Source organism: Methylobacterium gnaphalii (genome assembly GCF_007992215.1).
In the GTDB taxonomy this organism is placed as follows: Bacteria; Pseudomonadota; Alphaproteobacteria; order Rhizobiales; family Beijerinckiaceae; genus Methylobacterium; species Methylobacterium gnaphalii.
This window is the reverse complement of the sequence record NZ_BJZV01000003.1, coordinates 67016-82748: the sequence shown is the minus strand read 5'-3', so window position 1 is coordinate 82748 and position 15733 is coordinate 67016. Positions and strand designations below refer to the sequence as shown.

Below are 15733 nucleotides of genomic sequence, written 5' to 3'. Positions count from 1 at the left end.
GCCGCCGTTCCCGTTGTTGCCGTTTCCATTGTTGCCAGCACCGTTGCCGCCGCCGTTCCCGTTGTTGCCGTTTCCATTGTTGCCAGCACCGTTGCCGCCGACACCGTTGCCATTGCCATTGCTGCCGGCCCCGCTGCCGCCACCGTTCCCGTTGCCTGAGTTCGACGTGGTGCCGTTGCTGGTGAGTGTGGGCGTTTCCGTGCTCGTCAGGCTGCCGCTGGTGGAACTCGTTGAGCTGCGTGACGCACCTGCCGCGCCGAGACTCGCATCGGCGGCACCGACAGGGTTGCCACTGTTGGTCGCCTTGTTCTTCCCGACATTGGTGCCGGGGTTCAGATCACCGGTGCTCCAGACCGTTGCACGTCGCGCCACGGAGGGAGAGTTCTGGCTCTCGCTGCGCGCGATTCCGTTGGTGGCCGAGTGAACGTCGAGGGTGACCTCGCCGATGGGTGCCCCGATGCGCAGCGTGCCGTTCTCGGCCCGGATGAGGCCGCCCGGCGATGACGTGGTTCCTCCGCTCTCGCCGGCACCGTTGGGGGACACAGCCGGACGAAGCGGGGCCGAGCCCGGTGCGGGTCCCAATCCCGTTTTCGGGATCGCGAGCGGCGCGACACGGGCAGCGCGTGGAGCGCCCTGCTCGACGGGCGCGAGCGTTCCGCGACCGGAGATCTGAAGACCCCCGGCGGCATCGACGAGCACTTTCGCGCTCTGACCGGGAAGAACAAGGGCGGATTCACCCGTCTTGAAGTCTGCGACTTGGACACGCCCTCGTTCGACGTCGACCTTGGCCCGCGCACCTTCCACGGAAACACGGAACCGCGTGCCTTTCACAACGGCTGCAAGATAGGGGGTTTCGACTTCGAAATGCTGGACGTTCTTCTTCTCGACATCGAGAAGGATCGTCCCCGCCTGCTGCAGGACGGTCGACATGCCCGGCTTGCCTTCGGCCGGCAGGGCAATCGCCGAGTTCGGTGAAACGAGGATGCTTTCGGCTCCACGGCTGAGCAACACTCGCCCGTTGCGGCCTGTCCGGATCGATGCTCCGGCACGCAGCAGGTCGCTGCCCGATGCTGATGCCGCCTGAACCTTGTCTCCAGAGATCCACGCCTCTCCGGAGACCTTGACGACCCTCCATTGACCGCCCTCGGCCCAGGCCAGCTCAGCCTTGAAGGCAAGCCCCGCGGCGACCGTCAGAACGATCACGGCAATCCGCGGGACCGATTGGACCATCACTCTGTTTCCTCACGCCCGCGTCGACCGCGGCTGAATTTGCAATCCTCCTTCGAACTAATTGGAATTCGTTAACCATGTCTTTTTACCTTCACTCTCACTTCGCGGCGTTTAGAGAAAAGACAGGCAAGAAAACATGTGGTGGCCGCGTCAGTACACCGGGTGCACGAGGAGGATCTTGATCTCCTCACTGGTTTGTACTGTTTCGTACATATCTGCGCCGATCTTCCTGAGAACTGCCGCAGCTCAGTCCGTCGGCCGGGTTGTACCGCCTGCTGCGGCTCTCGCTGCCAAACAGGATCTCGGTTTTACTGGTGATCGCCAGAGAACGTCGCAGGTGCAACCCTCGATGGCAGGCGCATCGCAAGCGGCGTCCGGTGATGCATCGAGCGCCCGGTTCCGGCTGCAGGCTGTCATCCTCGACGGCGCCATGACGCTTGCCGAGGCGGATCTGGCTCAAGCCTATGCGCCGTTCCTCGGCCGTGACGTCTCGGAAGCCGATCTGACGACGATCACGTCGTCGCTTGGCGCCGCCTATCGCCGTGCCGGCTACGATCTCACCCGCACGATCGTGCCGGCGCAGGACTTGGCAGAGGGCCGCCTTCGCATTCGGATCATAGAAGGCAGGATCGAGGACGTGGTGATCGTCGGCGACGATGCCGACAGGTTCGGCCTGCTGCGCTTGCTCGCCCCTGTCACCGCTGAGACACCTGCGAGGCGCTCGACGCTCGAACGCCAGTTGCTTCTCGCCAATGACAGGCCCGGTGTTCGGGTCACCGACACGACCCTGGACGAGATCGTACCGGCCAGCGGGCGGTACCGGCTCAAGGTCTCGGTCAAATCCTGGACGATCTATGGAGCGATCGGACTGGACAATCTCGGTTCATCCGCGGTCGGCCCTTGGCAGGGATCGGCGACGATGGCCTTGAACTCGATGCTGGTTCCCGGAGACAGCCTGGTCTTCGCCGGTTCGTCGTCCCTGGGCTCATGGCGCGAATTGAGCTTCGGCAGCCTGGCCTATGATGCGCCCATCGGCTCCGACGGCTTCAGGATCGGTGCGGCCGCGACCCGCAGCGAAATCCGGCCGGGCGACGCGAGACGCTGGACAGGGACCGCTTCGCAGGCCGAGACTTATGAGATGCGCGCCTGGTACGCGCCCCTCGTCAGTCAGAGTCAGACGCTCTGGCTCGGTGGTGCGCTGGGCATCAGCGAGATCGAGGAGCGGACCAATTTCGGGCGGACATACCGGGACGATCTCGGTCTTCTCAGCCTGTCCGCCGACTACAAGCTGCACATCTCGGAATCGAGCTGGACCTACCTGTTCGGAACCTTTCGCCAGGGTCTCGGATCGACAGACGGACAAAGCGCCGACATCGACCTGTCGCGGTTAGGGGCGTCGACGAGGTTCTCGTTGTTCAACGCATCGGCGGCTCACTATCAGAACCTGACCGATGCATGGTCGATCAAGCTTGCGGCGGGCGGCCAGATCGCCTCCGGTCCCCTGCTGGTCACGCAGCAATATTATCTCGGCGGATACTCGTTCGGGCGAGGCTTCGAGGCGGGGTGGATCTCGGGCGACAATGCGATCGCAGGCTCCGCCGAGCTTCGCTACGACATCCCGTTACGGATGGAGTATCTGAACGCCTTGCAACTCTACGGCTTTGCCGAGGGCGGAGCGACCGAAACCTATTTCGGGCCGAAAAGCCTCGTTCAGAAAATCGCTTCGATCGGTGCGGGCGTGCGCTTCTTCGTGACCAACGATCTGCTTGCGGGCGTCGCGATCGCAAAACCCATTGCCGATACCGCGATCTATCGAAAGGCGGATGGCGTCGCAGTGCTGTTCTCTCTCACGAACAGCTTCCATCTTTGCCCGGGCTCGGAAGGCTGGCGCTGCAACTAACCGACGCTGAGACCGGCAGAGGCTGCCGGCTGCGATGGGGCTTCGGCGAGGCTGGGAACGTCGGCGTCAACCGTGGCCAATGACGCCTCGTTGATGCGGGCGATGGCGGCACCTGCCTGCGCAGCCAGGCTCTGAGCCCGGCTGATGACGCCTTCGCCCACGAACACCATGGCGCACCAATACGCGCCGAGGGCGGCCACCGGTTCTGGTGAGCCGATGGGCACCATCAGAAGACTGCGGATCGCCTTGTTCTGGTAGGGCGGGATCGGAACGCGTGGATCGCTCGTGACGTCGGGGACGGCGACGGTTTCTCCGTGCAGCATCGCCCATCCCGAGACGCAGACGGTGAGGGGAAAGCGCTGCCCCTTCCAGAGCGGCTGGAGCGAGTCCTCGGCGACATAGTGGCAGAACTCACCATCGCGCAGCACGACGGCAATGCCATCGGCTCCGAGAATGCGCTTGGCCGACCGGCGCAGGACATCGACGACGTCCTCGAGCGACCGGGCGGCCGCCATGAGTTCGCCGGTACTGTCCAGTTGCGGATCGGACGGTGGGTACCCGCTCGACATGCGCAGAGGCTAAAGCTTGAGCATGCAAGCGTCCAGCCAACAGACTAGCACGCTGCACTCAGAGCAAAGTGTATGTAAACGCACATTTTGACATCTTCCCTCACAGCATGTCGGCCGGCAGGCTGATCAGGATGTCGAGTCCATGAGGCTCCCAACGGTGGACGATGCTACCGTGGAACTGCCCCTCGACCGTTCGTTGGATCAATCCTGATCCGAAGCCCCTGCCGTTCGGGACTGCCGGTACGGGGCCTCCGCGCTCGGCACTGAGCAGGTCGGACAAGACGCTTGATTTGACGAGGTTCATCCGAATGATTTTGGCGCATGCCGGATGCCAGCCGGACAGAAACGAGCCCGCAGGCTTATAAGGGTCCCAATCCGATTGCCATGTGCTTTGACAGAATAAGCGTGACGGCGTGGTAAAAGAAACGATAGGCCGTGTCAGACAATTTCTGCGTACGTTTGCAGAGAACCGCAAAAATTCGGTGACGCGATAGTCCTGCCAAGTTCTGGAACGCTAAAACCACTTCACGCATTCCTGCCACCCAAACATTGGGCACAGGAGATCTCGATGCGTACCTTCGCTCTCGCTCTCGCCACCGCCGCAGCTCTTGCAGGGCCGGCCCTTGCCAAAGACGACGCGCCTGCGCCTCCTTCCGCGGTGAAGTTCGCCCAGGTGCCGGGCGACGCCGTCCTCAGCTACAACCTGATCGGCCTGAATGTCGTCGATGGTTCGAACAGCAACGTCGGCGAGATCAAGGATCTCGTCATCGAGAAGGGCAAGCTCGCCGGGTACGTCCTCTCGGTCGGCGGCTTCCTCGGCATCGGCGAGCATTATGTCGTGGTCGACCCTTCCTCCGTTGCGCTGACCTACGATGAGGGCGGCAAGAAGTGGAAAGCCTCGGTCAACGCGACGAAGGATCAGCTCAAGGTTGCTCCCCAGTTCAAGTACGAGGGCAAGTACAAGCGCTAAGTCCGATCCAACCGATCGACAGAAAAAAAGGCCCGCCGCGCGGATCACGCGGCGGGCCTTTTTCATGGCTGCCGACGATGTCGGCCTTAATCGACGATCTCGACGATGCGCCGGCTGTGATCGACCAGGACAGGCCGCTCGTTCACGACGGTGTAACGATAGCCGGGCCGCACCCGATACTCGCTGGGCACGTCGTAGTAGGTGACGCCGTCGTCCGGCAGCACCGTACCGACCCGGACCGGACCGCCCCAGCTGTAGGAGCTTGCGCGGCGTTCGCGAACATAGCTCCGGAACCGCGGACGGTCGTCGACGCCCAAGATACCTCCGACGGTGCCGGTCGCCGCACCCACGGCGCCCCCGACGACAGCTCCGACCGGGCCGGCTGCGTCAGCCCCCGCCTCGGCACCTTCGGCCGCGCCGCGAAGAGTTCCTTGAGCCTGGGCGGTGAGCGGCAGGGCCAGCAGGCCAGCCGCGGCGGCCGCAAGAAGAACGCGCTTGTTCATGTCTCCCTCCAGATTCGCTTGTGCGATGGCGGCTTGGCCTCAGTTGCAGCCTTCCTTGTGCACGGTCTTGGAGTTTCCGGCGCCGTCCTCCTTGTGAACGGTCTTGGAACCGCAATCGACGCTCCCGGTGGTCACGTCACGGTGTTCGACGACGCCCTCGCGACGCTCGACCGAGACGGCGGGACCGCTGTCGCGATGAATGGTCGTGGTCTCCTCGCCTAGCGACGGGCTCGCCAGACCAGCCAGGGCGGCGAGGGCAAAACCGGCAGCGATAAAGTTGCGCATGACAATCTCCCAAACGTCTCGTCGCGAAGAACGCGAACTCACCCCCGAAACACAGATCCGGACAAAACCGTTCCGCGAAATTTTTCGAGGGGTATTGAGAGAAGTATTTGCTGAAAATTTGCATGAAAAATGCCGCGAACCCTGCTTCGCGACGGCGCCATTCATGGGATGGCGCGAGATCAATCGTTTAAGTCTTCAGCTTTTGTGGAGGGACACCTGTGGGCCGGACGCTTGCTGCAGGATGATCGCTGTCGATCAAGCAAGCCCTGATCGGTGCAGCTACCGAGGAGCCGCCGATACAGAATCTTGCTCCGATGATGAGGCCAGGCGTAGCGGATCGGATCGTCCCCGGCATGGGGATGCCGGGTGCCGTCCTGCCACGGCAGTAGGAGCGAGGCGTGTAAGCCTGTCCGAGGCGGCGCTAGGCTGCCAGGGTCTCAGGGGGCCCGCCGTCGAACTTCGCCGGTGAAGGCGCCCGAGATGCAGAGAAGGTTGCCTGGAGCGCTGCCGCTCGATGCATATGCTCCAGGGCGAGCAGCGGCTTCAAAGCCGACTCGGCGAAGTCAATCAGGCTCGCATCCCGCCACCGCAGGCTGAACGCATCCTTGCCGCCGAACCACCGGGGCCGCTTCTCCTCGACCATCAGCACGACCTTGCCGGTCCATGTCTTGCGGAACCAAAAGCGGCCTGTAAGCGCCATGGCGTTAAACCTCGTGTCTGAACCTGAGGTTCGGCCTTAATGGCGAAATGCTAACCGTCGCCGACCGCCTGGCAGTTTTGCACAGTTGGTCACTTCTGGACTTAGCGGCCTGACGTCAGGCGTGACGCCCGTCGATGCCAGGCATCCCGCCGGGTCCGGCTCAAATCCAGGGGTGGCGCGCCCTGCGGGAGTCGAACCCGCCTTTTCAGCGTGAAAGGCTGACGTCCTAACCGATAGACGAAGGGCGCTTGCTCTGGACGGGTCGGTCTATAGTCGGCTCGGGCGGCCGCGGCAACGGTCTTCCGTGCAGGTCGGCGCAGATGACGACGGCTTGACGCGGCGGGCGGATGCCGGTCTGAGGCCGGGGGACTTCCTTTTTCACGAGCGGACCATGACCTCCCGACGCGACGGCCCGCCCAAATTTTCCGGCGGCGCCCGGTTCCGGCACCGGCCCCAGGGCCATCGGCCGGCCGGGCCGGCGGCCCGCGAGGGGCTCGACCATGTCGTGCTCTATGGCTGGCATCCGGTCTACGAGGCGATGGCCAACGAGGCGCGCGGGCTGCACCGCCTGCTCGCCACCGAGAACGGTGCGGCGCGGCTGCGGGAAGAGCTCGGCACGCTCCGGATCGAGCCCGAGCTGGTCAAGCCGAGCGCCATCAACGCGCTGCTCGGCCCCGATGCGGTGCATCAGGGGCTCTATCTCGAGGCCGAGCACCTGCCGGCGCCGGGGATCGACTCCGTGCCGCAGGACGCGCTGCTGGTTGCGCTCGACCAGATCACCGATCCGCACAATGTCGGAGCGATCGTGCGCACGGCCGCGGCCTTCGGCGTGACGGCCATCGTCACCACCGCGCGCCATGCGCCGAACGCCACCGGCGTCATGGCGAAATCCGCCTCGGGCGGCCTGGAGCACGTGCCGCTGATCGTCGTGCGCAACCTCGCCGAGGCGCTGATCGCGCTGGGCGAGCGCGGTTTCACCCGGATCGGGCTGGATTCCGAGGCCGACACGCCGCTCGACGCCGTGAAGACGGGCGCCGGAATGGTCGTCGTGCTCGGCGCCGAGGGCAAGGGCCTGCGCCAGCGCACCCGCGAGTGCTGCGACGTGCTCGCCCGGATCGACTTTACGGGCGCGATCCGCAGCGTGAACGTGTCGAACGCCGCCGCGATCAGTCTCTACGCCCTGACCCGAGGCCGTTGATGGCGACGGATGCCCTCGCGGCCGAGGCCGCAAGGGCTCTCTGTGGCATGAGCGGCAGCGCGGGGCCGCGTTGGCCGGCGACGGTTGAGGTTAGGCCGCGATCGCCTCGCGAACCTTGTGGGCGAGACCTTCGAGGGTGAAGGGCTTGCCGATCAGCTTCACATCCGCGTCGATCACGCCGTTATGGACGATGGCGTTGCGGGTGTAGCCGGTGGTGAAGAGCACCTTGAGTTCCGGCCGGCGCAGGCGGGCCGCGTCGACGAGCTGGCGTCCGGTCATCCCCGGCATCACCACGTCGGTGAAGAGCAGGGTGACCTCCGGGTGCGCGTCGAGCAGGCGGAGCGCCGTGTCGGCGCCCTCGGCATGGATCACCGTGTAGTTCAGGTCGCGCAGCACCTCGACGGTGAGCCGCCGCACCGCCGGCTCATCCTCCACCACGAGGATGATCTCGTCCGGGCGTCCCTCGGGGATGGCTGCGGCGCGACCTTCGGCCTTCGGCGCCACGACCTCCGCCGGGCCGGCGAGCCGCGGCAGGTAGATCTTCACGGTCGTCCCGATACCGGGCTCGGAATAGATCTTGACGTGCCCGTCGGACTGCCGGACGAACCCGAAAACCTGGCTGAGTCCGAGCCCGGTGCCCTGGCCGACCTCCTTGGTGGTGAAGAACGGCTCGAAGGCCTTGGCGGCCACCTCCGGCGTCATGCCGGTCCCGGTGTCTGTGACGGCGATCATCACGTACTGGCCCTGCGTGATGCCGAAATTGTCGGAGGCGTAGCCCTCGTCGATATGCGCATTGGCGGTCTCGATGGTCAGCCGGCCGCCGGCGGGCATCGCGTCGCGCGCGTTGATGGCGAGGTTCAGGAGCGCGCTCTCGAGCTGGTGCGGATCGGCCCGGGTGCGCCAGAGGCCGCCCGCCTGCACCGTCTCGACCTGGACCGTCTCGCCGAGCGTGCGCCGCAACAGCTCCGACATGCCGGAGACGAGGCGGTTCGGCTCGATCGGCTCGGGCGCCAGGGGCTGCTTGCGGGCGAAGGCGAGGAGGCGGTGGGTCAGCGTCGCGGCGCGGTTCGCGCCCTCCAGCCCCTGCTCAACATAGTGCTCGAATTGCCGCCCGTTTGCCGGCTCGCCGCGATCCGCCTGACGCTTCAGCATGTTCAGGTTGCCGACGATGATCGCCAGCATGTTGTTGAAGTCGTGGGCGAGGCCGCCGGTGAGCTGGCCCATCGCTTCCATCTTCTGGGCCTGCCGCAGCTGGGCCTCCAGCCTGTCGCGGTTGTCATTGGCGACGACGAGCGCGTCGCTGCTCTTGCGCAGCGCCTCGTAGGCCTTGGTCAGCCGCGTATTGCGGCGGCGCGCGTCGGTAACGACGAAGGCCGCGAGCGCCACGATCAGGCCGACGGCGACAGCGATGGCGACCTCGACCACCACCACCATCGCGGCGGCCGACCGGCGCAGGTCGAGGATGTGCTGACGCGTGCGGGCGTCGAGACTGTCGGCGAGCGCCCGGGCGCGCTCCATCAGGGCGTTGCCGAGGCCGGTGCGGACGCGCTCCATGCTCGCTTCGACCTGTCCCGCCCTGCGCATCTCGACGGTGGCGCGGAGCTCGGCGAGCTTGTCCTCCATCGTCTGGCCGAAGGCCTCGATGTCGGCGCCCTGGTCGGGCTGCTCGGCGAGGCCGGCGCGGACGCGGTCGAACCGGCTCTGGAGGGCATCGATGGCGGCGTTGTAGGGGGCGAGGTAGCCCTCGTCGCCGGTCAGCAGGTAGCCGCGCTGGCCGGTCTCAGCATCCTGCAGTCCCGAGAACAGGCTGACGATCTCGCCGCGGACGTCGAGCAGCCGGCGCAGCTCGGCATCGCTCTGCTGCTGCATGGCCACGAGCCAGACCGTCGCCAGGACGATGGCGACGAGCAGGACGAAGCCGCCGACCAGGGGCGCGAGAGCCTTCGCCGTCGAACGCCGGAGGCGGCCATCCACGGGGTTCGACTCGATCTCGGTCACATGAGACCTCGGGCGCCGCCCGATCCGGGGCGCATTTCAACCGAAGGCGTAGCGGCCTCTCCGGAATATCTCAAGTTAGGAACGCGACAGTTTGGCGCCCCTCATCAGCGCCAGAACGGCCTCATGTCGACGAGAGCTCCGTGCGCCCCCTCCGCCTTGTCGACGAGGCGCGCGGCACGCGCATCGGCCTGCACGTCGGCTGTGGTGAGGCCGGCGGCGAACAGGGTGGCGCCCGTCGGCGCCTCGGCCGAACCCGTGTCTCCCGCCGCCACGAGGCGGTCGGCGATCTGATGGGCGGTGGAGAGGTCGTTGAGGGCGCCCAGATGGTTCTGCAGGTCCGACAGCGCGCCGACGAAGGCCTTGTGGCGCTTGGCGGCCTTCTTTTCGGGAAAGAGCGGGCCGAAGAACTCGGCGCCGTAGCGCAGCTTCTTCGCCACGATCCGAACCCGGTGGCGCTCCTCCGGTTCGAGCCGGGCGAGGTGACGGCCGCGCTTCTTCAGGCGCCGGCGCAGGCGCTCCAGGACATCGGCCGCGAAGTCGCGGGCCGAGCGGTCGCGCTCGCGGCTCTTGCCCTCGCGCCAGGGCCCGGTCTCGATCCAGACGACGAGGTCGAGGATCAGCGCACGCCAGTCCGGCCCGTCGAGGACTGCGAAGACGGCCGCGTAGGCCTCCTCGCGCTCGCCGGCGAGGCGCCGGCGCAGGTCTTCGAGGCCGGGCTCGTCCGGACGGCGCTCGATCTCGCCGGGCAGCGTCTCGTCGAGGAAGACGTCGAGGTTGCGCGCGGTGCCGAAGGGCTCGGTGACGCGCTTGATCGCCGCGCGCAGCTTTTCGGCCGTCTCGTCCTGCTCCAGCAGCGGCTTGAACAGCGAGAAGGCCGAGCGCAGCCGCCGCAGGGCGACGCGCATCTGGTGCAGCGCCTCCGGCGCGCGGTCGTGGCGGAACACGTCCTCGTTGAGGCGCAGGTGCCGCAGGCAGGCCTTGGCGACGGCGGCGAAGGCGTCGCCCGCGGGGGTCTCGGGATCGAGGTGGAAGCCCGCCGCCTTGCTCGGCTTGCGGAGGCGTTCGTCGATGAGGGCATAGCCCTGCTCACCCTTGCTCAGCACGCCGAGGCGCAGCGGCGCGCTCTCGCCGAGCGCCTTGGCCAGGGAGAACAGGTCGGCCGGGTCTCCGTCCGCGAGTTCGAGCTCGACCTCGTAGAGCGGCACGTCGCCCTGGTCCGTCTCGACGCGCCCGGCATCGAGCGTTGCGACGATGCCGGACCCGCCGTGGCGGATGGCACGCCGGCTGCGCCCGATCACGGTGCGGAACAGCGGCCGCAGCGCGTGCGCCCCAGCCTCGTCGAGCAAGGCGGCGGCAGGCGTGTCCGCGAGCAGGGCGAGATCCGGTTCGGGGCCGGCAACGTCCGATTCCCATTCCCCACGGTCGAACAGGCCGATCGCGGCCGGCGCCGCCGACTTCAGGGTCTGGATGGTGCGCCCGCCCTCTCGCCGCAGCCGCAGCGACAGGCCTGCCGCATGAAGGCTGCGATCGGCCGTGTCGAGATAGGTCGTGTCGAGCAGGCTGGTCGTGGCGTCATCGTCCCGCAGCAGGGGGTGGCTCGCCAGCGATGTCAGGTCGGGCCCGTCACCGACCAGCTTCAACTCGATCTCACGCGGCGATCTCATGCGGTGGCCCGCTCCCCATCCTGCGCGACGACGCGCGCGACTGCAACGCCGCGACGGCCCGTCGTGCCACCCCGATCTCTAGAGCAGACCGAGGTTAAACAGCAGCGGATTCCGCCGTCAGCCCTGCGCCCTAACGTATTGGATCCATCCGATTGTCCGCGCGTCGCCCGAAACGCGGCGGGATCGGGCGAGGGATTGGCCGCCCACCCGATCCCGCATGGCAACGAGCGTAGCCGGTGCCCGTTCCAGCGCAAGCCGGTGCAGAATTCGGGTGCGATCGCGGCCGACGCGATGGACGCCGGGGGGCTGCTTGGCTAAGATTTCGATGGCTGCCCCCTTGAGTCCCAAGCCGTGTCGCCCGTCACGGCCGCGCTCGGGACGCGCCAGCTGTCGGGAGGAAGGCCATGTCGGTCGTGACGCAGTGCGGAGCGGTCAGCCTTCTCTTGAGCCTGCTGATGGCGGCTCCCGCGATGGCGCAGAGCCCTCAGGGTGGGACCTCGTGGAGCGATCCGCCCCCGCGCGCGCCGGAGAACGCAGCGCCGGCGAAGCCGGCCGACGGCACGCCCGCGGCAAAAGCACCGGTTGCGGAAACGGCACCTGCCGCTACGCCGACGCCGGCGGAACGCGCGGCGGCGACCCTCGGCGTGAAGCCGGCCGATCCGGCCAAGCAGGCCTCATCGACAGCCGCGATCCATACCCAGCGCGCGGTCGTGCGCCCGCGCATGGTCGAGCGACCGATGGTGATCACGCGGCGCCGGGCGCGCGTGGCCGAGCGCCCGCGGCCGTCCGAGCGCATCGCCAGACGTGCCGGGCAACGCTATGCCGTCGTCCCGCACCATCGGGGCGATGACAGGCGTGGATCATCCGCCGAGTCGCGCCGCCTAGCGGGCTGGGGCAGCCTGATCGGGGAGAACCAGGCGAGCCGGATCGCCGCCGCGCGCGAGGCCGGCTACACGCTCATGCGCCTGCGGACCTACGAGAATCCGGACGGCAGCAGATTCCAGCGGCTGGTCCCGATCGACGGGGACGGCCTCGGCGATCTCGACTGAGGGCTGCGCAGCGGCTCAGCGAAGGCGGCCGGGACGGGCCGGCTCGAACACGATCCGGCGGTGGAACGCGCACCAGCTCTTGCCGTCGGCGACCGGTGCGCCGCAGCAGACGGCCTGATCGCTCGGCTCGCCAATGATGAACTTGCAGACGAAGGCGCCCGACTGCGCGAAGGGCACGCGCAACTTGGCGGACGGCTCCGCGATCGGGTCGGCCTCGCTGATCTGCGACATGCGGACAAGCTGGTTCATGAAATGCGAACTCTTGGGAGTGTGCCTGGATGCCTCCGGCAATCCCGGCGGCGCGTACGAGACCCGTCCTGCCCCAAGCCGGTTACGGGACTCTGCGGTGTTCGTGGTGAATGCCGCTGAACCCTAACGGCTCCCTACCGGCAGGACCGGCGCGCAGGAGTCATGCTCCTGTCATAACTGGGATTCTTCGTTCGGGAAACAAGTGTTGGCTGCAGAAGAGTGCGGTGCACATAAAGATGAGGGACCAAGAGCCGCACCATGCGCATGGCAGGCCCGTGAACTCGTCCCCGGGCATTAGAGACGTCGTTATTTCTGCATGGACGATTCGCCAAGAGTTTTCGTCCTCGGCAAGACAGTCTGGACGCTGCTTTCGTCACGGAACTGATATCTGCCGCTTGTAAGCATCGCCTGTCTTCCCAACGGGACGTTGCCTACATGTCGGATGCAATCGCGGCACCGTCGCCCCTGGCGGCCCAACACTCTAAAGGCAAAGGCGGTCCGCGCCTGGATCATGGCACGCACCCGGCGGGAATCATCGTCTTCCTGCTGATTCTGGTCGCCGGGCTCAGCTACGCCGTCATCAGCCTCGTCACCGATATGAACGCGGTGGGCGAATCACCCCTCGCCATCGGCGCCTTCGTGCTCCTCGGCATTGCCCTGCTGATTGCGCTGGGCTTCGAGTTCGTAAACGGCTTCCACGACACCGCCAATGCGGTGGCGACCGTGATCTACACGCACTCCCTGCCCCCGCTCGTCGCGGTGGTCTGGTCGGGAACCTGCAATTTCCTCGGCGTGATGCTGTCGAGCGGCGCGGTCGCCTACGCCATCGTCACCCTGCTGCCGGTGGAGCTGATCCTCCAGGTCGGCTCGGGCGCGGGCTACGCGATGATCTTCTCGCTGCTCATTGCCGCGATCCTGTGGAACCTCGGCACCTGGGCGCTCGGCCTGCCGAATTCCTCCTCGCACGCGCTGATCGGCTCGGTGCTCGGCGTCGGCCTCGCCAACCAGATCATGGGCGGTGGCGACGGCACCTCCGGCGTCGACTGGGGTCAGGCCTTCAAGGTGTTCCAGGCCCTGCTGTTCTCCCCGGTCTGCGGCTTCGTGCTGGCGGCCGCGCTGCTGCTCGCGCTGAAATACACCGTGAAGCGCAAGGACCTCTACGAGGCTCCGAGGGGTGAGACCCCTCCCCCGCTCTGGATCCGCTCCCTGCTGATCCTGACCTGCACGCTGGTCTCGTTCTTCCACGGCGGCAACGACGGCCAGAAGGGCATGGGCCTGATCATGCTGATCCTGATCGGCGCAGCGCCCACCGCCTACGCCTTGAACCGCACCATGTCGGACGCGACGACCCCGGCCTTCGTCGAGCAGTCGCAGACGGCGAGCACGCTGTTCGCGAGCCATGCCAAGGGCAGCTCGGTCGCCCCCGACGCGGAATCGGCCCGCAGGATCGTCGGCGACGCGCTGAGGTCCAAGCAGCTCAATACGCCGGATGTCTTCGCGGCGCTGGCGACGCTCTCCACCGACATCGCGAACGCGGTGAAGAACTACGGTTCGATCCGCCAGGTCCCGGCCGCGGCGACGCCGAACGTGCGCAACGACATGTACCTCGCCTCGGACGCCGTCCGCCTCCTCCCGGCATCCGGCGCCACCCTGTCGGACGAGGAGAAGGGTACGCTCACGTCCTACGCGAGCCTGCTGAACGACGGCACGCGCTACATCCCGGCCTGGGTGAAGGTGTGCGTGGCGCTGGCGCTCGGCCTCGGCACCATGGTCGGCTGGAAGCGCATCGTCGTCACCGTCGGCGAGAAGATCGGCAAGACCCACCTGACCTACGCGCAGGGCGCCTCGGCCGAGCTCGTCGCGGCCGGCACGATCGGTCTTGCCGAGCTCTACGGCCTGCCGGTCTCCACCACGCATATCCTGTCGAGCGGCGTGGCCGGCTCGATGGCCGCCAACGGCTCGGGCCTGCAGGCCTCCACGGTGCGCAACATGGCGCTGGCCTGGGTGCTCACCCTGCCCGCCGCCATCATGCTCGCCGGCGGCCTGTTCTTCATCCTGCGCCACGTCTTCTGATCGCGGGCGCAGACGGCGGACACCCGACCCACGTGCCCCGGGGACCCGTGCCTCAGCGGTGATCGCGTCGAGAGGCCTGCGACAGACGTACAAGCTTTCCATGCGTGCGGTTGCGCCTACCTCCCGACGATGCCTCGCCTCGTCTCCTATTCCGTGCGCGACCGCGACGACGGCCGGTTCGATGTCGTGGTGACGATGGAGCCGGATCGCACCTACCTCCGGGAAGGCCTCGCAACGTTGGCCGAGGTCGAGGAATGGGTCGACGGGTTGCGCGCGCTGATGACCGCGATCGGCGCGCCCGTGGCGCAGGCGGGCGACGAGACAAAACCCATCGGCAGCACAGCCACGAGACTGGAGGCTGAGCCCCACCTCGAAGCCGAGACGTTCTCGTCAGAGGAACAGACGCGTCGTTTCCTGGAACCCCGCCGCGCGGCCGGGGCGAGCGAAGACCCGGAGGCGTTCCGGGCGATGGTGCGCAAGAGCGTGAAGCCGAAGGGCTAGTAGACTTTTTGCTCGGTGTTGGCGCTGTCGTCGAGCCAGAGCCCCGAGAAGAGGATCGTCCCCGTATAGATCGTCAGGTTCCTTTCGTTGCGGACCCGGACCGTGAAGCTCTGACGGTCGCCATCCTGAGGAATCCCGTCGCGCGCGATATCTGGAAGCACCTTCATGGCCTCGGCACGCATCGCAGCGCGGTCGTCGAACACACCGCCCTCCTCATCCCGGAAGAGCTTCTGACCATCGTAGACATCGAAATAGTAGCGGGGCACGCGCAACTCCCTTGGGTCCCCCGGACAGTCATCCCGACCGAGGTAAGGTTCCGTGCGCGTTTGCGGAATTAGGCAGCAAGCTTACCCACGCCGACGCTGATCGTTGGCCCGATCGGTCGCGCCGAGGGCGATGCGACTGGCCGCCACCGAGTGAGGTGATCTTTTTTCTGCTCCGATCGCGCTTCCGAACCCTCACCATGTTCGCTAAATGTTCTCGGTGACCGACTCGCCGCCCGAGCTTCAACTGCCCCTGAAACTGACGCTGCGAGGCGAGTCGGTGGCCGTCTTGGACGCGGTCGGCATCTCGGTCTGCCACATCTATTATGATGACGGCTGCCCGGTTCGCCGATCCGTTCGACAACGCATGACAAAGGAAGATGCCATCACCGTCGGGAAGACGGTGGCACGGGCGCTGACGCGCCTTGTCGCGGGTGACGGTGAAGAACGACCGCAGCATGAGAACGGCCCGGTGGATGCCGAGCCCCGTTCCTCCCAGCACCCGCCGAGATGAAGGGCATGCGCCCAACGTCACGATCGGTCGTTGAGGCTTCAACCGGCCCGGACCGCAGGGCGAACGC

Annotated in this window: 17 protein-coding genes and 1 tRNA gene; 7 read left to right on the top strand and 11 right to left on the bottom strand. The window is 66.7% G+C overall.

Annotation, left to right across the window (positions count from 1 at the left end; translation table 11 throughout):
- On the bottom strand, positions 1-1230 hold a 1230-nt coding region (locus tag MGN01_RS04355), incomplete at its 3' end, for a FecR domain-containing protein (RefSeq protein WP_147045366.1).
- 349 nt (positions 1231-1579) lie between these two features.
- On the opposite strand from MGN01_RS04355, the gene MGN01_RS04350 reads away from it, so the two are divergent.
- Positions 1580-3130: a ShlB/FhaC/HecB family hemolysin secretion/activation protein gene (locus MGN01_RS04350; protein ID WP_170245832.1), complete on the top strand. Its 1551-nt coding sequence runs from the start codon at positions 1580-1582 to the stop codon at positions 3128-3130.
- Here the strand turns inward: MGN01_RS04350 and MGN01_RS04345 are convergent.
- Both MGN01_RS04345 and MGN01_RS04340 read right to left on the bottom strand, forming a co-directional pair.
- A complete protein-coding gene (locus MGN01_RS04345) occupies positions 3127-3645 on the bottom strand; it encodes a GAF domain-containing protein (protein WP_238258603.1) in 519 nt (172 codons plus the stop codon). The genes MGN01_RS04350 and MGN01_RS04345 overlap by 4 nt on opposite strands.
- 154 nt (positions 3646-3799) lie before the next feature.
- Positions 3800-4003, bottom strand: a complete 204-nt coding sequence (locus MGN01_RS04340; RefSeq protein ID WP_147045363.1) for a hypothetical protein — start codon at positions 4001-4003, stop codon at positions 3800-3802.
- 264 nt (positions 4004-4267) lie between these two features.
- Here MGN01_RS04340 and MGN01_RS04335 point away from each other — a divergent pair, with 264 nt between their 5' ends.
- Complete coding sequence (locus tag MGN01_RS04335; RefSeq protein ID WP_147045362.1) at positions 4268-4669, top strand: PRC-barrel domain-containing protein; 402 nt, start codon at positions 4268-4270, stop codon at positions 4667-4669.
- A gap of 86 nt (positions 4670-4755) precedes the next feature.
- Here MGN01_RS04335 and MGN01_RS04330 read toward each other — a convergent pair whose 3' ends face one another.
- The 4 genes from MGN01_RS04330 to MGN01_RS04315 form a co-directional block, all read right to left on the bottom strand.
- Positions 4756-5172 (bottom strand): DUF1236 domain-containing protein, encoded by a 417-nt coding sequence (locus MGN01_RS04330; protein ID WP_147045361.1) that lies wholly within the window; start codon positions 5170-5172, stop codon positions 4756-4758.
- 39 nt (positions 5173-5211) lie between these two features.
- Positions 5212-5457, bottom strand: coding sequence for a hypothetical protein (locus tag MGN01_RS04325; RefSeq protein ID WP_147045360.1), 246 nt, complete (start codon positions 5455-5457; stop codon positions 5212-5214).
- 421 nt (positions 5458-5878) lie between these two features.
- Positions 5879-6157, bottom strand: a complete 279-nt coding sequence (locus MGN01_RS04320) for a hypothetical protein (RefSeq protein ID WP_147045359.1) — start codon at positions 6155-6157, stop codon at positions 5879-5881.
- Between the two features lie 173 nt (positions 6158-6330).
- Positions 6331-6405: transfer RNA gene (locus tag MGN01_RS04315), tRNA-Glu, on the bottom strand.
- 143 nt (positions 6406-6548) lie between these two features.
- Between MGN01_RS04315 and MGN01_RS04310 the strand changes: the two genes are divergently transcribed.
- On the top strand, positions 6549-7355 hold the full coding sequence (locus MGN01_RS04310) for a TrmH family RNA methyltransferase (RefSeq protein ID WP_147045358.1): 807 nt from the start codon (positions 6549-6551) through the stop codon (positions 7353-7355).
- Between the two features lie 90 nt (positions 7356-7445).
- Here MGN01_RS04310 and MGN01_RS04305 read toward each other — a convergent pair whose 3' ends face one another.
- Positions 7446-9353, bottom strand: coding sequence for a CHASE3 domain-containing protein (locus tag MGN01_RS04305; protein WP_244612297.1), 1908 nt, complete (start codon positions 9351-9353; stop codon positions 7446-7448).
- A 104-nt stretch (positions 9354-9457) separates the two neighbouring features.
- Complete coding sequence (locus tag MGN01_RS04300) at positions 9458-11017, bottom strand: CYTH and CHAD domain-containing protein (protein WP_147045357.1); 1560 nt, start codon at positions 11015-11017, stop codon at positions 9458-9460.
- A 404-nt stretch (positions 11018-11421) separates the two neighbouring features.
- Here MGN01_RS04300 and MGN01_RS04295 point away from each other — a divergent pair, with 404 nt between their 5' ends.
- Entirely contained in the window at positions 11422-12066 is a 645-nt protein-coding gene (locus tag MGN01_RS04295; protein WP_147045356.1) for a hypothetical protein, read from the top strand.
- Between the two features lie 15 nt (positions 12067-12081).
- Here the strand turns inward: MGN01_RS04295 and MGN01_RS04290 are convergent, their stop codons facing one another.
- Complete coding sequence (locus tag MGN01_RS04290; protein ID WP_147045355.1) at positions 12082-12315, bottom strand: hypothetical protein; 234 nt, start codon at positions 12313-12315, stop codon at positions 12082-12084.
- A gap of 435 nt (positions 12316-12750) precedes the next feature.
- Here MGN01_RS04290 and MGN01_RS04285 point away from each other — a divergent pair, with 435 nt between their 5' ends.
- Complete coding sequence (locus MGN01_RS04285) at positions 12751-14388, top strand: inorganic phosphate transporter (protein WP_147045354.1); 1638 nt, start codon at positions 12751-12753, stop codon at positions 14386-14388.
- Between the two features lie 129 nt (positions 14389-14517).
- Positions 14518-14889, top strand: coding sequence for a hypothetical protein (locus MGN01_RS23930; RefSeq protein WP_174804551.1), 372 nt, complete (start codon positions 14518-14520; stop codon positions 14887-14889).
- Here MGN01_RS23930 and MGN01_RS04275 read toward each other — a convergent pair.
- Entirely contained in the window at positions 14886-15155 is a 270-nt protein-coding gene (locus tag MGN01_RS04275; protein WP_147045353.1) for a DUF6894 family protein, read from the bottom strand. The genes MGN01_RS23930 and MGN01_RS04275 overlap by 4 nt on opposite strands.
- 208 nt (positions 15156-15363) lie before the next feature.
- Between MGN01_RS04275 and MGN01_RS04270 the strand changes: the two genes are divergently transcribed.
- A complete protein-coding gene (locus MGN01_RS04270) occupies positions 15364-15666 on the top strand; it encodes a hypothetical protein (RefSeq protein ID WP_147045352.1) in 303 nt (100 codons plus the stop codon).
- Positions 15667-15733: the final 67 nt, after the last annotated feature.

What these genes read in the sequence shown, in the direction of transcription:
- MGN01_RS04350 (WP_170245832.1), top strand. Translation starts at nt 1,580, where the DNA reads ATGGCAGGCGCATCGCAAGCGGCGTCCGGTGATGCATCGAGCGCCCGG.
- MGN01_RS04345 (WP_238258603.1), bottom strand. Translation starts at nt 3,645, where the DNA reads ATGGCGGCCGCCCGGTCGCTCGAGGACGTCGTCGATGTCCTGCGCCGG.
- MGN01_RS04340 (WP_147045363.1), bottom strand. Translation starts at nt 4,003, where the DNA reads ATGAACCTCGTCAAATCAAGCGTCTTGTCCGACCTGCTCAGTGCCGAG.
- MGN01_RS04335 (WP_147045362.1), top strand. Translation starts at nt 4,268, where the DNA reads ATGCGTACCTTCGCTCTCGCTCTCGCCACCGCCGCAGCTCTTGCAGGG.
- MGN01_RS04330 (WP_147045361.1), bottom strand. Translation starts at nt 5,172, where the DNA reads ATGAACAAGCGCGTTCTTCTTGCGGCCGCCGCGGCTGGCCTGCTGGCC.
- MGN01_RS04325 (WP_147045360.1), bottom strand. Translation starts at nt 5,457, where the DNA reads ATGCGCAACTTTATCGCTGCCGGTTTTGCCCTCGCCGCCCTGGCTGGT.
- MGN01_RS04320 (WP_147045359.1), bottom strand. Translation starts at nt 6,157, where the DNA reads ATGGCGCTTACAGGCCGCTTTTGGTTCCGCAAGACATGGACCGGCAAG.
- MGN01_RS04310 (WP_147045358.1), top strand. Translation starts at nt 6,549, where the DNA reads ATGACCTCCCGACGCGACGGCCCGCCCAAATTTTCCGGCGGCGCCCGG.
- MGN01_RS04300 (WP_147045357.1), bottom strand. Translation starts at nt 11,017, where the DNA reads ATGAGATCGCCGCGTGAGATCGAGTTGAAGCTGGTCGGTGACGGGCCC.
- MGN01_RS04295 (WP_147045356.1), top strand. Translation starts at nt 11,422, where the DNA reads ATGTCGGTCGTGACGCAGTGCGGAGCGGTCAGCCTTCTCTTGAGCCTG.
- MGN01_RS04290 (WP_147045355.1), bottom strand. Translation starts at nt 12,315, where the DNA reads ATGAACCAGCTTGTCCGCATGTCGCAGATCAGCGAGGCCGACCCGATC.
- MGN01_RS04285 (WP_147045354.1), top strand. Translation starts at nt 12,751, where the DNA reads ATGTCGGATGCAATCGCGGCACCGTCGCCCCTGGCGGCCCAACACTCT.
- MGN01_RS23930 (WP_174804551.1), top strand. Translation starts at nt 14,518, where the DNA reads ATGCCTCGCCTCGTCTCCTATTCCGTGCGCGACCGCGACGACGGCCGG.
- MGN01_RS04270 (WP_147045352.1), top strand. Translation starts at nt 15,364, where the DNA reads ATGTTCTCGGTGACCGACTCGCCGCCCGAGCTTCAACTGCCCCTGAAA.